Annotated in this window: 10 protein-coding genes; 3 read left to right on the top strand and 7 right to left on the bottom strand. The window is 40.3% G+C overall.

The window, feature by feature from the left end:
- The first annotated feature begins 125 nt into the window (after positions 1–125).
- Positions 126–1,964: a translational GTPase TypA gene (gene typA, locus GNP35_RS10140; RefSeq protein ID WP_155695972.1), complete on the top strand. Its 1,839-nt coding sequence runs from the start codon at positions 126–128 to the stop codon at positions 1,962–1,964.
- Between the two features lie 152 nt (positions 1,965–2,116).
- Here typA and dbpA read toward each other — a convergent pair whose 3' ends face one another.
- The 3 genes from dbpA to GNP35_RS10125 all read right to left on the bottom strand — a co-directional run bounded on the left by dbpA (position 2,117) and on the right by GNP35_RS10125 (position 4,956).
- Entirely contained in the window at positions 2,117–3,502 is a 1,386-nt protein-coding gene (dbpA, locus tag GNP35_RS10135; RefSeq protein ID WP_155695971.1) for an ATP-dependent RNA helicase DbpA, read from the bottom strand.
- A gap of 247 nt (positions 3,503–3,749) precedes the next feature.
- Positions 3,750–4,625, bottom strand: a complete 876-nt coding sequence (locus tag GNP35_RS10130) for a TraB/GumN family protein (protein WP_155695970.1) — start codon at positions 4,623–4,625, stop codon at positions 3,750–3,752.
- 76 nt (positions 4,626–4,701) lie between these two features.
- Positions 4,702–4,956, bottom strand: a complete 255-nt coding sequence (locus GNP35_RS10125; RefSeq protein WP_155695969.1) for a hypothetical protein — start codon at positions 4,954–4,956, stop codon at positions 4,702–4,704.
- A 352-nt stretch (positions 4,957–5,308) separates the two neighbouring features.
- Here GNP35_RS10125 and GNP35_RS10120 point away from each other — a divergent pair, with 352 nt between their 5' ends.
- Together GNP35_RS10120 and GNP35_RS10115 are read left to right on the top strand one after the other, a co-directional pair.
- Positions 5,309–7,606 (top strand): winged helix-turn-helix domain-containing protein, encoded by a 2,298-nt coding sequence (locus tag GNP35_RS10120; RefSeq protein WP_155695968.1) that lies wholly within the window; start codon positions 5,309–5,311, stop codon positions 7,604–7,606.
- 21 nt (positions 7,607–7,627) lie between these two features.
- Positions 7,628–10,528, top strand: a complete 2,901-nt coding sequence (locus GNP35_RS10115; protein ID WP_230961362.1) for a M16 family metallopeptidase — start codon at positions 7,628–7,630, stop codon at positions 10,526–10,528.
- Positions 10,529–10,697: 169 nt separating this feature from the next.
- Here the strand turns inward: GNP35_RS10115 and GNP35_RS10110 are convergent, their stop codons facing one another.
- The 4 genes from GNP35_RS10110 to GNP35_RS10095 are packed head-to-tail and all read right to left on the bottom strand — an operon-like array spanning position 10,698 to position 16,169.
- A complete protein-coding gene (locus GNP35_RS10110) occupies positions 10,698–12,725 on the bottom strand; it encodes a TonB-dependent receptor (RefSeq protein ID WP_155695967.1) in 2,028 nt (675 codons plus the stop codon).
- Positions 12,722–14,005, bottom strand: a complete 1,284-nt coding sequence (locus GNP35_RS10105; RefSeq protein WP_155695966.1) for a DUF3526 domain-containing protein — start codon at positions 14,003–14,005, stop codon at positions 12,722–12,724. The genes GNP35_RS10110 and GNP35_RS10105 overlap by 4 nt, the downstream gene beginning before the upstream one ends.
- Complete coding sequence (locus tag GNP35_RS10100) at positions 14,005–15,420, bottom strand: DUF3526 domain-containing protein (RefSeq protein ID WP_155696100.1); 1,416 nt, start codon at positions 15,418–15,420, stop codon at positions 14,005–14,007. The genes GNP35_RS10105 and GNP35_RS10100 overlap by 1 nt, the downstream gene beginning before the upstream one ends.
- A 14-nt stretch (positions 15,421–15,434) precedes the next feature.
- Positions 15,435–16,169: an ABC transporter ATP-binding protein gene (locus tag GNP35_RS10095; protein WP_155695965.1), complete on the bottom strand. Its 735-nt coding sequence runs from the start codon at positions 16,167–16,169 to the stop codon at positions 15,435–15,437.
- Positions 16,170–16,380 lie beyond the last annotated feature (211 nt).

Raw genomic sequence — 16,380 nt, 5'->3', positions numbered from 1 at the left:
TGTAAAAAAAATGAGCTATTTTTATTAAATACACTCATTCTGTTCTTGTTTCGTGTATAATCCCGCGCCAGATAGAATCCAGTTGATCTTTAGTCGACATAATACCCTTTTTTGAGGAAGAATTGATGAGCTCAAATGCCCATAAAGGCCTGAGAAACGTAGCTATCATAGCTCACGTTGACCACGGTAAAACAACGCTTGTAGACAAACTACTAGCACAATCAGGTACGTTAGATGCGCGTACTGACCATGACGAACGTGTTATGGACTCGAATGACATCGAAAAAGAACGTGGTATCACTATTCTTGCTAAAAACACTGCAATCAACTGGAACGACTACCGTGTAAACATCGTAGACACTCCAGGACACGCCGATTTCGGTGGTGAAGTTGAACGTGTTATGTCAATGGTTGACTCTGTATTGCTTATCGTTGATGCGCAAGAAGGTCCTATGCCTCAAACGCGTTTCGTTACACAAAAAGCGTTTGCTCAAGGTCTTAAGCCAATCCTAGTTATCAACAAAATTGATAAGCCAGGCGCTCGTCCTGATTGGGTTATGGATCAAGTATTTGACCTATTTGATAACCTTGGCGCAACTGACGAACAGTTAGACTTCCAAGTTGTTTATGCTTCTGCACTTAACGGTTGGGCTTCTCATGAAGAAGGCGAAACTGGTACAGACATGACACCATTATTTGAAACAATCATTGACCAAGTGCCACCTCCGGCAGCTGACGTTGATGGTCCGTTCCAAATGCAGATTTCTCAGTTAGATTACAGCTCATACCTTGGTGTTATCGGTATCGGTCGTATTACTCGTGGTACTGTTAAGCCTAACCAACAAGTAACTATCCAAACTGCTGCTGGTACAATCCACAACGGTAAAGTAGGTAAAGTATTTGGTTACTTAGGTCTAGACCGCTACGAAGCAGAAGATGCAAGTGCCGGTGATATCATCGCGATTACTGGTCTTGGCGAATTAAAAATCTCTGACACTATTTGTTGTCCATCAGAAGTTGAAGGTCTTCCTTTACTTTCAGTTGACGAGCCTACAGTAACAATGACGTTCCAAGTAAACACGTCTCCGTTTGCTGGTAAAGAAGGTAAGTTTGTTACTTCACGTAACATCAAAGAGCGTTTGGACAAAGAATTAGTTCACAACGTTGCACTACGTGTTCAACAACTTGACGATGCTGATAAATTCAAAGTATCAGGCCGTGGTGAATTACACTTAGGTATCCTAATTGAAAACATGCGTCGTGAAGGCTTCGAGTTAGCAGTATCACGTCCAGAAGTTATCATGCGTGACGTTGATGGCGAAAAACAAGAACCATACGAAACGGTTACGATTGATGTTGAAGAACAGCATCAAGGCGCGATCATGGAGAAAATGGGTCTTCGTAAAGCTGAACTTACTGACATGGCACCAGATGGTAAAGGCCGTATCCGTATGGACTTCATCATGCCTAGCCGTGGTTTAATTGGCTTCCAAACTGAATTCATGACATTAACGTCTGGTTCTGGTTTGATTTACCATACATTCTACGAATATGGTCCACATAAAGGCGGTGAAATCGGTCAACGCATGAACGGTGTATTGATTGCAAACGCGACGGGTAAAGCCCTAACAAACGCAATCTTCAATCTACAGTCTCGTGGCCGTATGATGATTGGACACGCAACTGACATCTATGAAGGTCAGGTTGTTGGTATTCATAGCCGTGATAACGACTTAACAGTAAACGTACTTAAAGGTAAGCAATTAACTAACGTACGTTCATCTGGTACAGACGAAGCGCAAACACTGACTCCACACATTGTAATGACTCTAGAGCAAGCTTTAGAATTTATCGATGATGACGAATTAGTAGAAGTAACGCCTGAAAGCATTCGTATCCGTAAGAAATTCTTATCGGAAAACGAACGTAAGCGTGCATCACGTTCAAAGCCTAACGATATTTAATCGTTAGCAATAAGTGGCTACCTAGCGTGGTCACTTAAGTTGTTCGTTATAAAGATTAAATCCTCAACTTGGTTGGGGATTTTTTTTGCGCATAAAAAAGCCTCACTCGCTTTACAACGGTGAGGCCTTATCAAATTAAATAACTATCTAGATTAACGCAAAGTCCAAGCACGGAACTTACGTCCCTTAAGCTTACCGTTTTCAATTTTCTTAACGGCTTTTTTCGCTACTTCTTTTTTAACAGCAACGTAAGCCCACATGTCATGAAGTTGGATTTTACCTACTTCACTTCCGTCTATGCCACCGTCGCCAGTAAGGCAGCCAAGAATGTCGCCAGCACGTACTTTTTGTTTCTTGCCGCCATCAATACGAATCGTTTTCATCGCAGCTACAGGTACAGTCTTACCTAATACCGCTTCACTTGGTAATGCTTCAGGTGTAATAGTACGGCTTAAATAGTCTTCAATTAGACCCATTTTATAACCGTCTTTTTTACCAACTAAACTGCACGCGCGACCATTTTGACCAGCACGACCAGTACGGCCTATTCTGTGAATGTGAGTTTCAGTATCGTGTGCCAATTGATAGTTGATTACTAAATCTAAGTCTTCAATGTCTAAACCACGAGCCGCCACGTCTGTCGCTACTAATACAGAGCCACTTTTATTAGAGAATTGAACCAATACCTGGTCACGCTCGCGTTGTTCTAGGTCACCATGCAGTGCTAAAACATCGAATCCCATGTCCCATAACTCATCGGCAACATCTTGTGTTTCGCGTTTGGTATTACAGAAAATGACACATGACTCTGGCTGAAACTCCATAACCAATAATTGAGTTGCCAACAAACGGTGTTCATTGTCATCAATTTCATAAAAGCTTTGTTTAATCGTTTCTTTATTATGATTCGACTCAACTTTAATTGAAGTTGGATCAATCATGATTTTATTAGCAATACCTGCCACTTCGTCGCCGTATGTAGCACTGAATAGCAATGTTTGGCGTTGTTTAGGAGCGGCATCAATTACTGCGTCCATAGATGATTGGAAACCCATCTCAAGCATTCTGTCAGCTTCGTCTAAAACTAGCGTCTTTAATTCTGATAAATCTAAACGTTTTTTAGATAGGTGATCTTCAATGCGTCCTGGCGTGCCAACAATAATATGAGCGCCATGCTCTAAAGAGCCAATTTGTGGACCCATAGGAGAACCACCGCATAAAGTAAGCACTTTAATGTTGTGAATGCCACGGGCTAATGTACGAATTTCTTTTGCTACCTGGTCGGCTAACTCGCGAGTAGGGCACAATACCATTGCTTGGATTCTAAAACGTTTTACATCTAATGCTTGCAGTAAACCAAGAGAAAAAGCGGCAGTTTTACCTGAGCCCGTTTTAGCTTGTGCTATTACGTCTTTACCCTCAACAATAAGAGGTAAAGATTCAGCTTGAATAGGCGTCATTTCTGTATAAGTTAGCGATTCTAAAGTGTTTAATAACTCAGGCTTTAGCCCAAGTGTGGAAAATGAAGATTGACTCAAAATGGATTCTCAAAATAATGGAAGGATTTACCAGCGCATTCTAGCACTGATCAATAATAATTTCTCACCTTTGTTCGAAAAAACAGCAGTTGATTAGTTGATAATTACCTATCGTTTTTGAGATTGTTAAAAGCCCTAGAGCTCCGCTTCTATAATGATTTTAAAGGGTTGAAACAGAAATGGCCCATAATCATTCGGTAAATGAAAATAGACCGTTTTTAATAAATTTATCTTAGCAATATTTAGGTTATAGTTTTGTTACCTTATACCCTTTGTCTTTTAGCTGCTCGATTACACTATCTTCACCAACAAGGTGGGCTGCACCAACTAAAACAAACTCTTGATCGTCGTCATTAAAAAGCGCTTCAATCTTTGGCACCCAATCAAGGTTTCTATCTGTCATCATTGCCTTAAAACTACTAGGAAATTGTTCTTTCATTTGCACTAAAGCCAACTCATTGATGGCGTTTTCATCACCAACTCTCCATGCTTTAATGAGCTTTTTCAACAACGGAACTATTTCCTCTGCTTCTGCTAAGTTATGTTTAATCGCGTACTCTTCGTTACCAACGCCCATATTCGCAAGCATATTAATTTGAAAGTCTAACGTTTCTAGGTATTCAATAGATTTATTATCTTGGTTAGCAAGCTGTGAAAAGTACATATCAACACCCGCGCCAGCCATGCCTGCTTTTTGAGTTTCTATGTTTAAAATCATTGAAGAGATAAACCCAGGCTTAAATTTATTTAACTTTTCAAATTCAATACCAACGGCAGAAAAGTATTGTTTAAGACTTTCATTCGTTTGCTCTGACAGATGTTGGCTCAATGTTTCACCATCTGCATAGGCCATTGCTTTAAGCATTGCCATTTGACCCGCTTGATCATCAGGCGTAGGAAGCTTAGTTTCTAATACTATGCTGTCAGCAGCTTGGTACGTATCAGTAAACGCACTTGGTAATGGGTACTCTGTAATTGGGAGTAGGTGCACAGTGCCACCAATATGAACCACATCTTCACCTTTTTTAACCTCCCAAACCGTGTTTGAAAAAGAAGAAAATGATGTTGCTAAAACACTTGCTAATACAGTGGCTTTTAAACTTTTTTTAATTAGATTTTTCATTTTTATTTACCTTTCAATTATTCAATTATTCAATTATTCAATTATTCAATTATTCAATTATTCAATTATTCAGTTATTAGTAGCTCGAGAAGTCACCAATCTTGGCCAAAACTCTTGTCGCCATCACATCATTAACCTTGTTAATTTCTTGGTTGAGTTGCTTATCAATGCGCTCATTTGATATCGCCATCACTTTATTAGATAACTGGCTGTAGGGCGTCCCTGGGCTACTTGGAGAAAGTGCAGTAGCAGATGCTTGTGCCGTTTCAGAAAAAGATAAAGCAATTACGCAAGTAAGTAGAGCTAGTTGATTTTTGTTTAAGCTTTCCATTTTTAAATCCTTATTGGCTAAACCAATCTATTTTGTTAATTAAAATACAGCTAAAAAATATCTGCATTTCGAATCAACTGAGATGAGTGTTCGTTTGCAGTGGGGACAAGATTAGAGATGAAAAGTGAATATGTCGCTTATGGAACTCTTAACAATAAATTCATAAGGATTTATGTTTTGTAATTTTGTTATGTTATTGAAAAATAGAAATATAGTGATTAAATGTTATTGTTGGTATTAGGTTTTCATAAGGTTTCAAGATTGAACGTTGTTGTGCAAATAATGTTCTTGCTATCTAGTTTATGAATTTGTAACCTGTCGGTGTAAAAATAATAAAAAATGGAAGTTAGTAATGGTGTTTGAATTTGGTGCGTGGCGATATAATGCTGAAAAAAGTGAAATTCAGTGTGAGGGCATCGTTAGGGAATTAGAGCCACTTATTGAAAAACTATTAAACTACTTCATCTCGAATAGTAATAAAATCATTTCTCGCCAAGAGCTAATTGACCATGTTTGGCAGCATGCCTATGTTGATGACAACTCAATCAATCGAGCTATTTCAGAGCTTAGAAAGCAACTAAAGCTTCCCGATTCTAATCACATATATATAAAAACACATTATCGAAAAGGCTATAGTCTGACGTATGTTCCTGTTCAAGTTCAGGCTAGTACCAGTACTAATCAAACTAATAACATAAAAACTAATAGCACGAGTGCCACAAGCGACAATGTTAGTAATGATCATGCTACGAACGACAATACCAACCACAGTGCCTCTAACAACAACACAACCAACAGCATTGATGAAGTAACTGCATCAAAGGACAGTTTATTTCAAGACACTCAATACTCTAAAGACCAAGACCAAGACCAAGACCAAGACGCTCAGAGCAAACCCGGAAGTGAAAAGACAAATACGGCAAAACTAAATATAAAAGCGATTGCAGTGGCCATTTTATTGCTCGTTGTCTTCTATTTTGTTTATGCGTTTTATTCATCGTCGAACTCCGCCGACGATGTTGCAAGTAGTCAAGCTGCAGGCAATTATGATGTCCATCAAGATAACAGCATAGAAAGAGATATAGAGATCAATTCACTGCCCGCAAGTTGGCTGATTGGCGCGGAATCCAGACCAATTGTTTCCCCTGATGGCTCAATGTTTTCCTATTTAAACAAGTCAGACGAGGGTACAAAGAGTTTTGTTGGTAGTTTAGTGGGTAACACGAATACGCAGTTAGAATATAAAAATTTCGATATATATGTTATTTCCTGGCAAGTAGAGTCGTCTAATTTAATCGCATACGTACGTGATAGCAAAGCATCCACCTGCCACATTGGGCTTTTTGATGCTAGTGCTTTTCCTGTAGTCGATTTTGTAAAAAATTTAATGCCTTGTCCTTTAAGTCCTTTTTATAAAATGGAGTTAGATAAACAAGGGCAGAATTTATATTATTCTCGTAAAGGCGATAATGCCACTGACCTATTACTGTGGGACATAGAAGCCCAACAATCTCGCATGTTTTTATCGTCAAACGATTTGTACAAAGGTATTCGCCAATTTGGAATATCGCCAGATGGCCAAAAGATGTTTTACCTTAAAGAAGAGCACACAAAACCAACTAATGTTTATATCTATGACTTTCAGTCAAAAGAAAGCAAAAAAGTCTTTGAGTTTCCAAAATTTACAATACTCAAAAACGTAAACTGGTATACCGACAGCAACTCTTTAATCTGGCCTTCGGATTCAGGTTTAACAACGTTGGATTTAGATACCGGATTAACAACACACTTAAACATCACTAACGGCGAGCCAATTAATAATTTATCGCCCATTAATAAAACACAAGCCCTTACCGTTAGCAGGGCCGAATCAAAAAGTAGTATTTCTATTTATGATATGGCGCTTAACCTTATTGAAGACAGGAAGTTTCAAGCAGATGGACAAAGCTTTTTCCCACGCTTTTTTAATGATCAGCTTATGTTTGTCTCTAATCGAAGTGGAGCCTATCAGTATTGGCTGGCGGGTGAAGAGCTATCGCAAATAACCACATATGATAAAGAATATAGCAGGATCATTTATCCTCCTCGAATAGCTAATGACGGAAGTTTTTACTTACTACAAGCAGAGTATGAACTTTACCTTGTTGAGGCAGACACGGGCGTAAAAAGAAAAATTGAATATAAAGATGAACATTTCATAAATAGCTCAGCTATTGGCCCTGATAAAAGGAAAATCTACACGGTAATTTCAGTTAATGAAAAAACCCAGGTATGGGAATACGATTTAATCTCAAATAATATCAAGATGCTCATACCTGCAAATGCAATTCATATGCTAAACGATCCTAGTGGTAACGTTTATTACACAACTGGGACCAGACTTGTTGGGTTGAATACTTCGGTAGACTTAGAAATAGAAGCAGACATTAATATTTATCACTCCCTAATGAGCTTAAGTAATCGCTACTTCTATGTTTACGATAGAAAAAACGCTCAGTTGGTGCGAACCGAATTAATAACAGGTGAAACGTCGTACATAGACATGCCGCAAAAAATTGTAGGTTTTGCCGTAAATAAAGACGATACACAGATAGCAATAACAACAGCGACGCAAACCGATACACAAATTAACCGAACAAGCTGGAAATAACAAAAACCAAATGGATAGATTATGAAAACTAAACTAGCACTTACCTTAGCCTCTGCAATGGTTTTAGTCGCTTGCGGAAAAGTAGACTTTGCCGTAACGGACAGTAAAAATGCCGATGCCGTTGTTAAACAGATGAAACAGGACGCACAACAAGAGATTAACCAAGTTGAAGCGCCAAACAGTTTTGAGCTGCCTTATGAGTCGTTTACTTTAGACAACGGGTTAAAAGTCATCCTGCATCAAGACAAGTCAGATCCTATCGTTGCCATTTCTACCATAGTTCATGTTGGTTCTAGTCGTGAAAAGCCTGGGCGAACCGGTTTTGCTCACTTTTTTGAACATATGTCATTTAATGACTCTGAGAATGTGCCAAAAGGTGCCAACCGTAAAATGATCCCAGAACTAGGTGGCTCTCGAAATGGCGGTACTTGGAGCGACGGCACTATCTATTACGAAGTTGTACCAAAAGATGCTTTTGATAAGTTGCTTTGGATAGATTCAGATCGCCTTGGTTATATGATTAACACCGTTGATAAAGGCACATTAGAGCGTGAAAAGCAGGTTGTTAAAAACGAAAAACGCCAGCGTGTAGATAATCGTCCTTATGGCCATGTTGGTCATGTTGTTAAAAAAGCACTTTATCCAAAAGATCATCCATACAACTGGACGGTAATTGGTGACTTAGAAGACTTACAAGCTGCAACCCTAGCGGATGTACGCGAATTTTATGACCAATTTTATGTTCCATCGAATGCCACTATGGTGATTGCAGGTGACATTGAAATTGAAGAAACTAAAGCAAAAGTAAAGCAATGGTTTGGTGAAATAAAAGCAGGTAAGCCAGTTGGTAAAATGACGCCGGAACCTGTTAGCTTAACGGAAACTAAGAAGCTCTATCATTTAGATAACTTTGCGAAAATCCCAGAAATTCGCTTAACCTTCCCTACGGTAGAGAGCTACCACAAAGACGCTTACGCACTTGATGCTTTGGGCGAAATTTTATCATCAGGCAAACAAGCGCCGTTATATAAAACCATTGTTGAAGAGAAAAAGTTAGCGCCAGGTGTTTATGCGTGGAACAGCTCGGAAGAAATTGCCGGCACATTTACTTTGTTGGTTCGCGGTAATGCAGGCACAAAGCTAGATACGATTTATCAAGCGATTGAAGAAGCACTAGATAACTTTGAGAAAAATGGCTTTAGCGAAGCACAGTTAACAAAGATAAAAGCGGAGCAAGAAACGTCGTTTTTCTATGAAATTGAGAGTGTTTTGGATAAAGCACAAAAGCTTGGTCAGTATAATGAATTTGCAGGTTCGCCTGAATTTATTAAACAAGACATCAAAAACATAACGTCAGTTACCGTTGACGATGTGAAACGTGTATTCAAAAAATACATTAAAAACAAACCAAGCATCATTACGAGCTTCGTTCCAAAAGATCAAAAAGAGCTGGTTGTCTCTGGTTCAGTAAAAGCCAACGTTGTTGAAGAAGTGATTAAACAAGGCAAAGAGCAACAGTTTGTTGAGAATGACGCCATTAAGTTTGAGAAAACGCCAACAAAATTTGATCGTAGCGAACCAGCACTTACTGACCTCCCTACCTTAACGACGCCAGACGTGTGGCAGACAACTCAAAGCAATGGCTTAACGGTTTATGGTATAGAGCAAAACGAGCTGCCAATTGTAAATTTTAACTTAGTTATTGAAGGTGGTCAGCAACTAGACTTAGGCAATAAACTTGGCACAGCATCACTCATGGCCCAGCTAATGAATGAAGGCACGCAAAACAAAACTCCGCAGGAACTGGAAGAAGCCATTGGTCTGTTAGGCGCGAGCTTAAGAGTTTCAAGCAACCTAGAAACTGTGACGATATCTGGCAGTTCATTGGCGAAAAACTTTGATGCGACCATTGCGTTGTTATCTGAAATGTTAATGTCGCCACGTTGGCAAGAAAGTGAGTTTGACCGTTTAAAATCAACACGCTTAACTCGCATAAACCAAGGTAAGGGCGATGCAAGCACCATCGCTAGAAACGCATTTTATAAAAAGCTTTATACAGAATCTCATGTTGCGGGCAGTCCAGTTGGCGGCACTGAAAAAACTGTCAGTAATATTTCATTAGAAGATGTTAAACAGTATTACCAACAAAACATTACGCCAAAAATGGCGACGTTTAATGTGGTGGGTAACGTAACTGAAAAACAAGTGAGCAAAGCGTTAGCAAGATTAAACAAGTGGCAAGGTGAAGCGGTGGAGCTACCTCAGCAACCAATGGTATCTCAGCGTAAGAAGCCAACCTTGTACTTTATAGACGTACCGGGTGCCAAACAGTCCGTTATTATGGCAGGTAAACCTGTAGTAAGTGGTAACAGCGCGGAGTTCCATCCTATTCAGGTAGCGAACAACCGCCTAGGCGGTGGAATGAGTGCAAGACTGGCACAAACGCTTCGTATACAAAAAGGTTACACGTACGGCGCGTATTCTTATATTCGTGGCGCAGGCTATCAATCTCCATTTATTGCATCTTCGCAGGTTCGTACCAATGTTACGTTGGAGTCTTTAGAAATTTTTAAAGACCTTATTAGTAATTACAAAGAGACCTACAAAGAGGAAGATTTAGCCGTTACTCAAAATATGATCATTAAAGGTAACTCACGTAAGTTTGAAACCTTAGATCAGCTTTTAGGTATGTTAACTGAAATGAGTCGTTTTGACCGTGAAGCTAATTTTGTTGAGCAACAGCAAGATTACGTTAAATCACTTGAGTTAAACGCCGTTCATAACGTAATAGACAAGCACTTTAATGAACAACAAATGATTTATGTTGTTGCTGGTGATGCAGAAACTCAGTTAGCTAGAATGAAAGAGTTTGGTTACGGAGAGCCGGTTGTATTAGATATTGAAGGTAATCCGTCTAAGTAAAACCCGAACGGCGATTACCTAGATTTAGCGGTGTTAGTATCGCTAAGCGTTATGTTTAATACAGAGTTAGTTTTGATAAAAAAGGTGATGTTTTAATAAACATCACCTTTTTTTGTTTAGTGCCCGCCTTATCTAACGTTGACACTTCGCAAGCCTAAAGCCTAAAGCCTTAAAGCTCGAAGCGTACCGACACTGAGTAGTTGCGACCATCACCAGCAGAGTGAATTGTATCTGAACCATCCATTGTCAGGTCGTATACGTACTCGTGGTATTCATCAAATAGGTTGTTTAAACCTAAATTTAACGTCCCCCAATCGAGTTTGTAATCAACACTTAGGCTAGTAATAGTGTAACCACCAAATTCACCGCCCACGTTTGCTTCGTTAACAAAGTAGTCACCTTGTGCGTCTACGTGCAGGCGAGCTGTGATTGCTTCGGTTACAAAGGCATCAATACCCACAGAAGTAGTGTAAGAAGGAATAGATCGTAACTCGTTGCCAATCATGTCAACGTTGCTAGAGCCTGAGTTAACAATCTCGGTATCAACAGATGAATAGTTTGCCCACACGTCAATCATGTCGATAGGGGTCCAGCTAACGGCTACTTCAAAGCCTTCTCTTAGTGTTTCACCCACGTTTTGCGCGTCACCGTCTATTACCACAAACTCATCTTCTGCAGTTTGACGCCATGTAGACAGGCGAAGGTTCGTTTCTTTGTTAAGAGACAATGCCGTACCAAGTTCCCAGCCTACGTTGCGTGATACATCTCTCGCGTTCACGTCGCCAGCGGTGTACAACGAAGATCCAAATGGATGCTGAAATGACTCACCAAAGTTGAAGAAGAATTGCATATCCGACGAAGCTTGGTAGAACAAGTTTAATTTAGGTTGAACAATCCAACCAAAATCATAAATGTCACGGCCTGTGCGAGTACCGTCTGTGCTAACCGATGTGAAATCACCTTCAAGCTTGTCGGCTCTTAAGCCTAGATTCCATTCGAATTGATCATTATATTTGTGCTCAATTGATGCATAAATACCAGTCGTATCTAACGTGTTCTCTTGATGACGAGTCACATCGCCGCGTTGTCTAGCTTGACCGATGGCTGCAAAACGTTGTGAAAGAATGTCTTCAGACTGATAAGACAAACCCGTATTTAACGTTAGGTCACTCGTAATTGGGTATTGCGCATCCACTAAAAAGCCAACTTGCTCTTGATCTTCATAGCGGTTAGACAAGGAACTCGCTTCACTAAAACGAACCCAACGCTCAACTTCAAATGTCTGATAATAGGCTCTTGCGTTAACCGAAAGTTCATCAAATGCAGTGGTTAAATGGACGCTGTGGTGCAAGGTGTTTTTCTCGCCGCCATCTTGGTTTGCGTGCTCGCCTGAAGCTCTTGGGTTTGCTCTAGACTCAGCAAGTGACTGATAACCTGGAGCATCGGCATCAAATGATGATGAACGAAGAATATAACCAACACTGGTTTCGTCGGACAACTCATAGAACCACTTACCCGAAACGGCGAATCGCTCTAAATCTGTATTATCACGGTAACCTTCGGTATCACGGTAACCAAAAGCATAAGCATGACTTAACTTACCAGTTTTGTGACCTGAGAAACCTTGTATTTCTTTGGTATCAAAGCTGCCAGCGGTAATTTCTAACTCTGTGGTATCTTCATCACTTCGACTGAAAACTTGATAGTTACCCGCGATGTTAAATAAACCGTAACGAACATCACTGGTCCCTTTGAATACTTGGATTGAGTCGATGTTTAATGCAAACATTTGATCTAGCTCACCAAAACCGTTATGACGGTTTGCAGGTACACCATCAATTAGTAGCTTTGCGTGCGGAGAAACGCCGTCACCGTCAAAACCACGGATAGAAATATCGGCATTAACCGGTCCTTGGTTGTAACGAGATATTGAAACGCCCGGTATTTTTGTGAATAGTTCAACGTTGTCATCTACTTTTAAGTAATCAATTTGGTCACGGCCAATGATTTCGTAGCTACCTGCTAAATTAGCGGTAGGTGCACCCGTGTGCTTGCCAATAACAACAATGTTCTCAATATCGTTATTCTTGTTACTGTCTTGCTTAGTCTCAGAGTCTTGGTTCGCAGTTGCTAACGATGAATAGGCAGCAAATAGACATACGCTCAAGTATGACAATGAGCGGAATGGGACGTTCATAATGTTTCCTTAGAGTTTTTAATTTTATCTGGGGAATAGCTAGGGCGCTGTTCAATTTGTTTTTTATCAAACGCACTTGCTTTGAATAAAAATGGATAATAGAAATGGCGCAAACGAGCGTGGAAATCACGAATTGATTGCTCATAAGCCATCATGCTAAGTGTGTCGGTTTGGGCGATTTGTGTCATTGAACGTTGCACCAACATAGCTGGAGACAACCAAGCAATAAGACTAGCTCGCTCGTTTTGTAGTAAGCGTGCGTGTCGATACTCTTCTGACAAAGGCTGTGCAGTTAGGTCGCCTACTTGCTGGAAAGCGTAATACCACTTCCACTCAAACGAGGCGTTCATTTTTGTGTAATCACGCCACTCAGGGTGTGTTTCTAAAAATGGCGTAAACGTATCTTCAAACGGCTTATCCCAAGCTCCATTTACCGCTTCTCGTTGTGTCATGACGATATCACCTCCGCTTGGACTGTGGATGCTCGCTTCAATTGCTTTAGCACCAATAACGGGCACAACAATCGTAGTTGCTAACCATAAACCCAGAAGCATTGAAGCCAGTTGTGGAGCACTTGCATCAATTTTTCCAACCCAATAACAAATGGCAGCCCAAAATATAAGTTGAGCAACACTAATGGCTAAGACCAATAAAACATCCAATCCATTTGCGCCCGAGATGATTGAGCCAATAATAAAAGGCGTTAATAACGCCACTGATAAGCTAAGTACACCCACTAATATTCGAGTTAACCAAAGGCGCTCAGGGTGTTTGCTGGTGGTCAGTAATAAGTCATAACGGCCGCCAGCACGTTCAGACGCTCTAACATCGTGCAATAGCAAAATGACAAAAAGTGGCGCTAAAATACTGATCAAAAAAGCAAAGTCTATTCGACCTACATAGGCTAACTCTGGGTTGTCGGAGTCGGTTTCATATATTTGGCCTTCGAGCGCTAACATGCGCACACGGTGTTTCCAGGGAAGAACATCACGTTGGCCAATGGCTGAAAAAGCCAGTTCAGAAGGTGGTGAATAGGTAAGGTGACGTGTGTAATAAGCTAGGTTGCCATACTCGTCGTATTTTTTTAATACATGCTCTCTATCTGCTTGATCATATTCAACTAAACGCTCGATGGTCGCTTGTTGTTTATTGATCTCCATAAGGCCAGTAACCACTGAAAATACAGAGATAAGAAAACCAAACACTAATAGTATTTTTACGTTCTTTTGACGTAGTGAGAACAACAGCTCTCGTTTTAGTTCTTGAAGAAAATGAGTCATTACATCACCTTCCTTGTTTTATAAGCCAAAATGAGTAACACCAAAATCCATGCAAAAAGCTGCATGAGCGGCTCAATACTTTTCATTAAACGCGCAGTAGCGGTATCGGGCGTGAACGAAAAAGACTCTAGTACTTCCCAGTTTTTTGAGGTTACTTTTGCCTTATTGTTAGCGTCGGAATTTTTGTAACGATTAACGTCATCGTTATAGCTCAGCTTTTCGGCATGCACTTTATTTAGGCTTTGAACAAAGTCATAACGCAGTATTTCGGCTTCGCGAAGAAATCGATGATGAGTTTCCAAGTTGGTACCAGCTAACATCATAGACGCAGTACGTAGTGACAAGACAGGCGTAAGCCAACCAAACTGGCGGGCTATTTGAGCTTGAGATAATTCTTCAGACATGCGCTTTTCAGCAAACCGGTTGAGCACTTTTGTTAAGTCCGCTTCTGATTTACTCGCGACAATGCCTCTGATATTGACGGGCAGATCACCCTCATCATCGACATCATATTGTGCCATTAGATTTGCTTTGAGTTTGCTAAGGTCAGCACTAGACACATTGTGACCACCACCTAATGCTTGTGCTTCACGTATAACTTCAAAGTCGGCTTCTAACTTACTTGGCGAAGCGACCATTGAAGAAGCCGTTGATGCTGCAATGCGAGGAGCAACAATGCACAAGACAATCCAAAGAGTAACGAGAATAGAAAAGCTGCTGCTGTTCTTAGTGTTTAAAGTGGAAACAAACACCACCAAGGCACACCAAATCACAACATAAAGGCCATGAGCAAGGATGAACGACAATACAACCGACAACGCTTCGCCTTGAGTGACCGCTACGGCGCTACCAATAATCAACGGCAATAAGGCGACAAACCCAGCCATTAACAATGCGATAAATTTGCCAAACATAAGTTTATTTAACGACACACCCTGAATAATAATGAACGTAAGGGTGCCGTTCTCGCGTTCACGAGAAACCATGCTGTAACCAATAAGTATAAGTAAAAGCGGTACAATAATTTGCATTACAAAGGCTGGTGTTAGTTGGCTAAAACGAGTTAACCCACTGGACTTCCCTTGTTCAGAAAACATCGCTGTATTTTGCTGGTGGCCTTCTAGAAATATCGAGGTGCCAGTATAAGAATCAATACCAGGATCAATGGTACTTAGCGGCGCCGGTGTTCTAAATACGTAGTGACCATAGTGAACCATTCTGTGTGGATGGCGGTCAGGTTGTGATTCAAATGCTTGTTCTGCTTTGTTTTGTAATTCGCTGCGCTCATGACTTTCGTGGCTTAAAGACAAACCTGTAGTGATCACCGATGCAACGGCTAAAACCAATGCAACCACCATCATAGTAACGACTAGTTTTGAACGAAACCAATATCGCCATTCGTCCATGGCTATCATTAATACTGAGGATTTCACGCAAGACTCCTAGCAGCAAATGCAGCATGAACTTCTTCCGTATTGATGTGACCTTGTTCTGGGCTACTAAAATTACCAACCAACTGACCATCGCGTAACAGACTAATGTGATTAGCCACTTGGCATGCGCCATATACGTCATGAGTAACCATCATAATGGTTGCACCGGAGCTCGCTAGTTGGCTTACTAATTGGTTGAACTCGTCAATTGCGATCGGATCTAAGCCTGACGTTGGTTCATCTAAGAAAAAGATCGGCGCTTGTCTTAAAATTGAAAGGGCGATGGCTGTTTTCTGGCGCATGCCTTTTGAATATTGGCTTAAACGCTCATCCCATGCTTTTGGCTGCAAAGACACCTTTTCTAGTGCATGGTTAATTTCATCATCACGTTTATTGATCCCGGCTAACGATAAAAAGTATTTGATATTTTCTCGTGCCGTTAGATGTGCGTATAACATGACCGATTCAGGTAAGTAAGCAATTTTTTGTCTTAATTCTGTTGCGTGCTGATCAACAGGTAAGTTAAGGATTTTTGCTGAACCCGAAGTTGGAGTAATCATTCCAAGGAAGGTTTTTAGTGTAGTCGACTTGCCGGCACCGTTACCACCTAAAAGGGCGAACACTTCACCTGATTTAACATTAAAGTTCAGGTCGGTAAGAATTTTTTTGTTGTTTAGTACAACAGATAATGATTCGGCGCTGATGACCGGATTACTAGAAGAAATACTCATATGATTTACAACGTTCTAAAATTAATTTATGCGATGATATATTGTAACATTCTGGATAACAAGATTTGTTCAGTCTTTTTATGGTTTTAGGCTTTGGTTATCTGAAGTAGGTACGATAAGTAGATCCTTACTTCAAATTGTAAATGATATGTTATAACATAACTGGCGTGGTGATTTAGAAATTAAACACAGATTATTCTTCATTTAAGGT

This window comes from Psychrosphaera haliotis, from assembly GCF_009728465.1.
Classification (GTDB): Bacteria; Pseudomonadota; Gammaproteobacteria; order Enterobacterales; family Alteromonadaceae; genus Psychrosphaera; species Psychrosphaera haliotis.
Note: the sequence above shows the minus strand (reverse complement) of the source record. Positions and strands in the feature narration are given on the sequence as shown.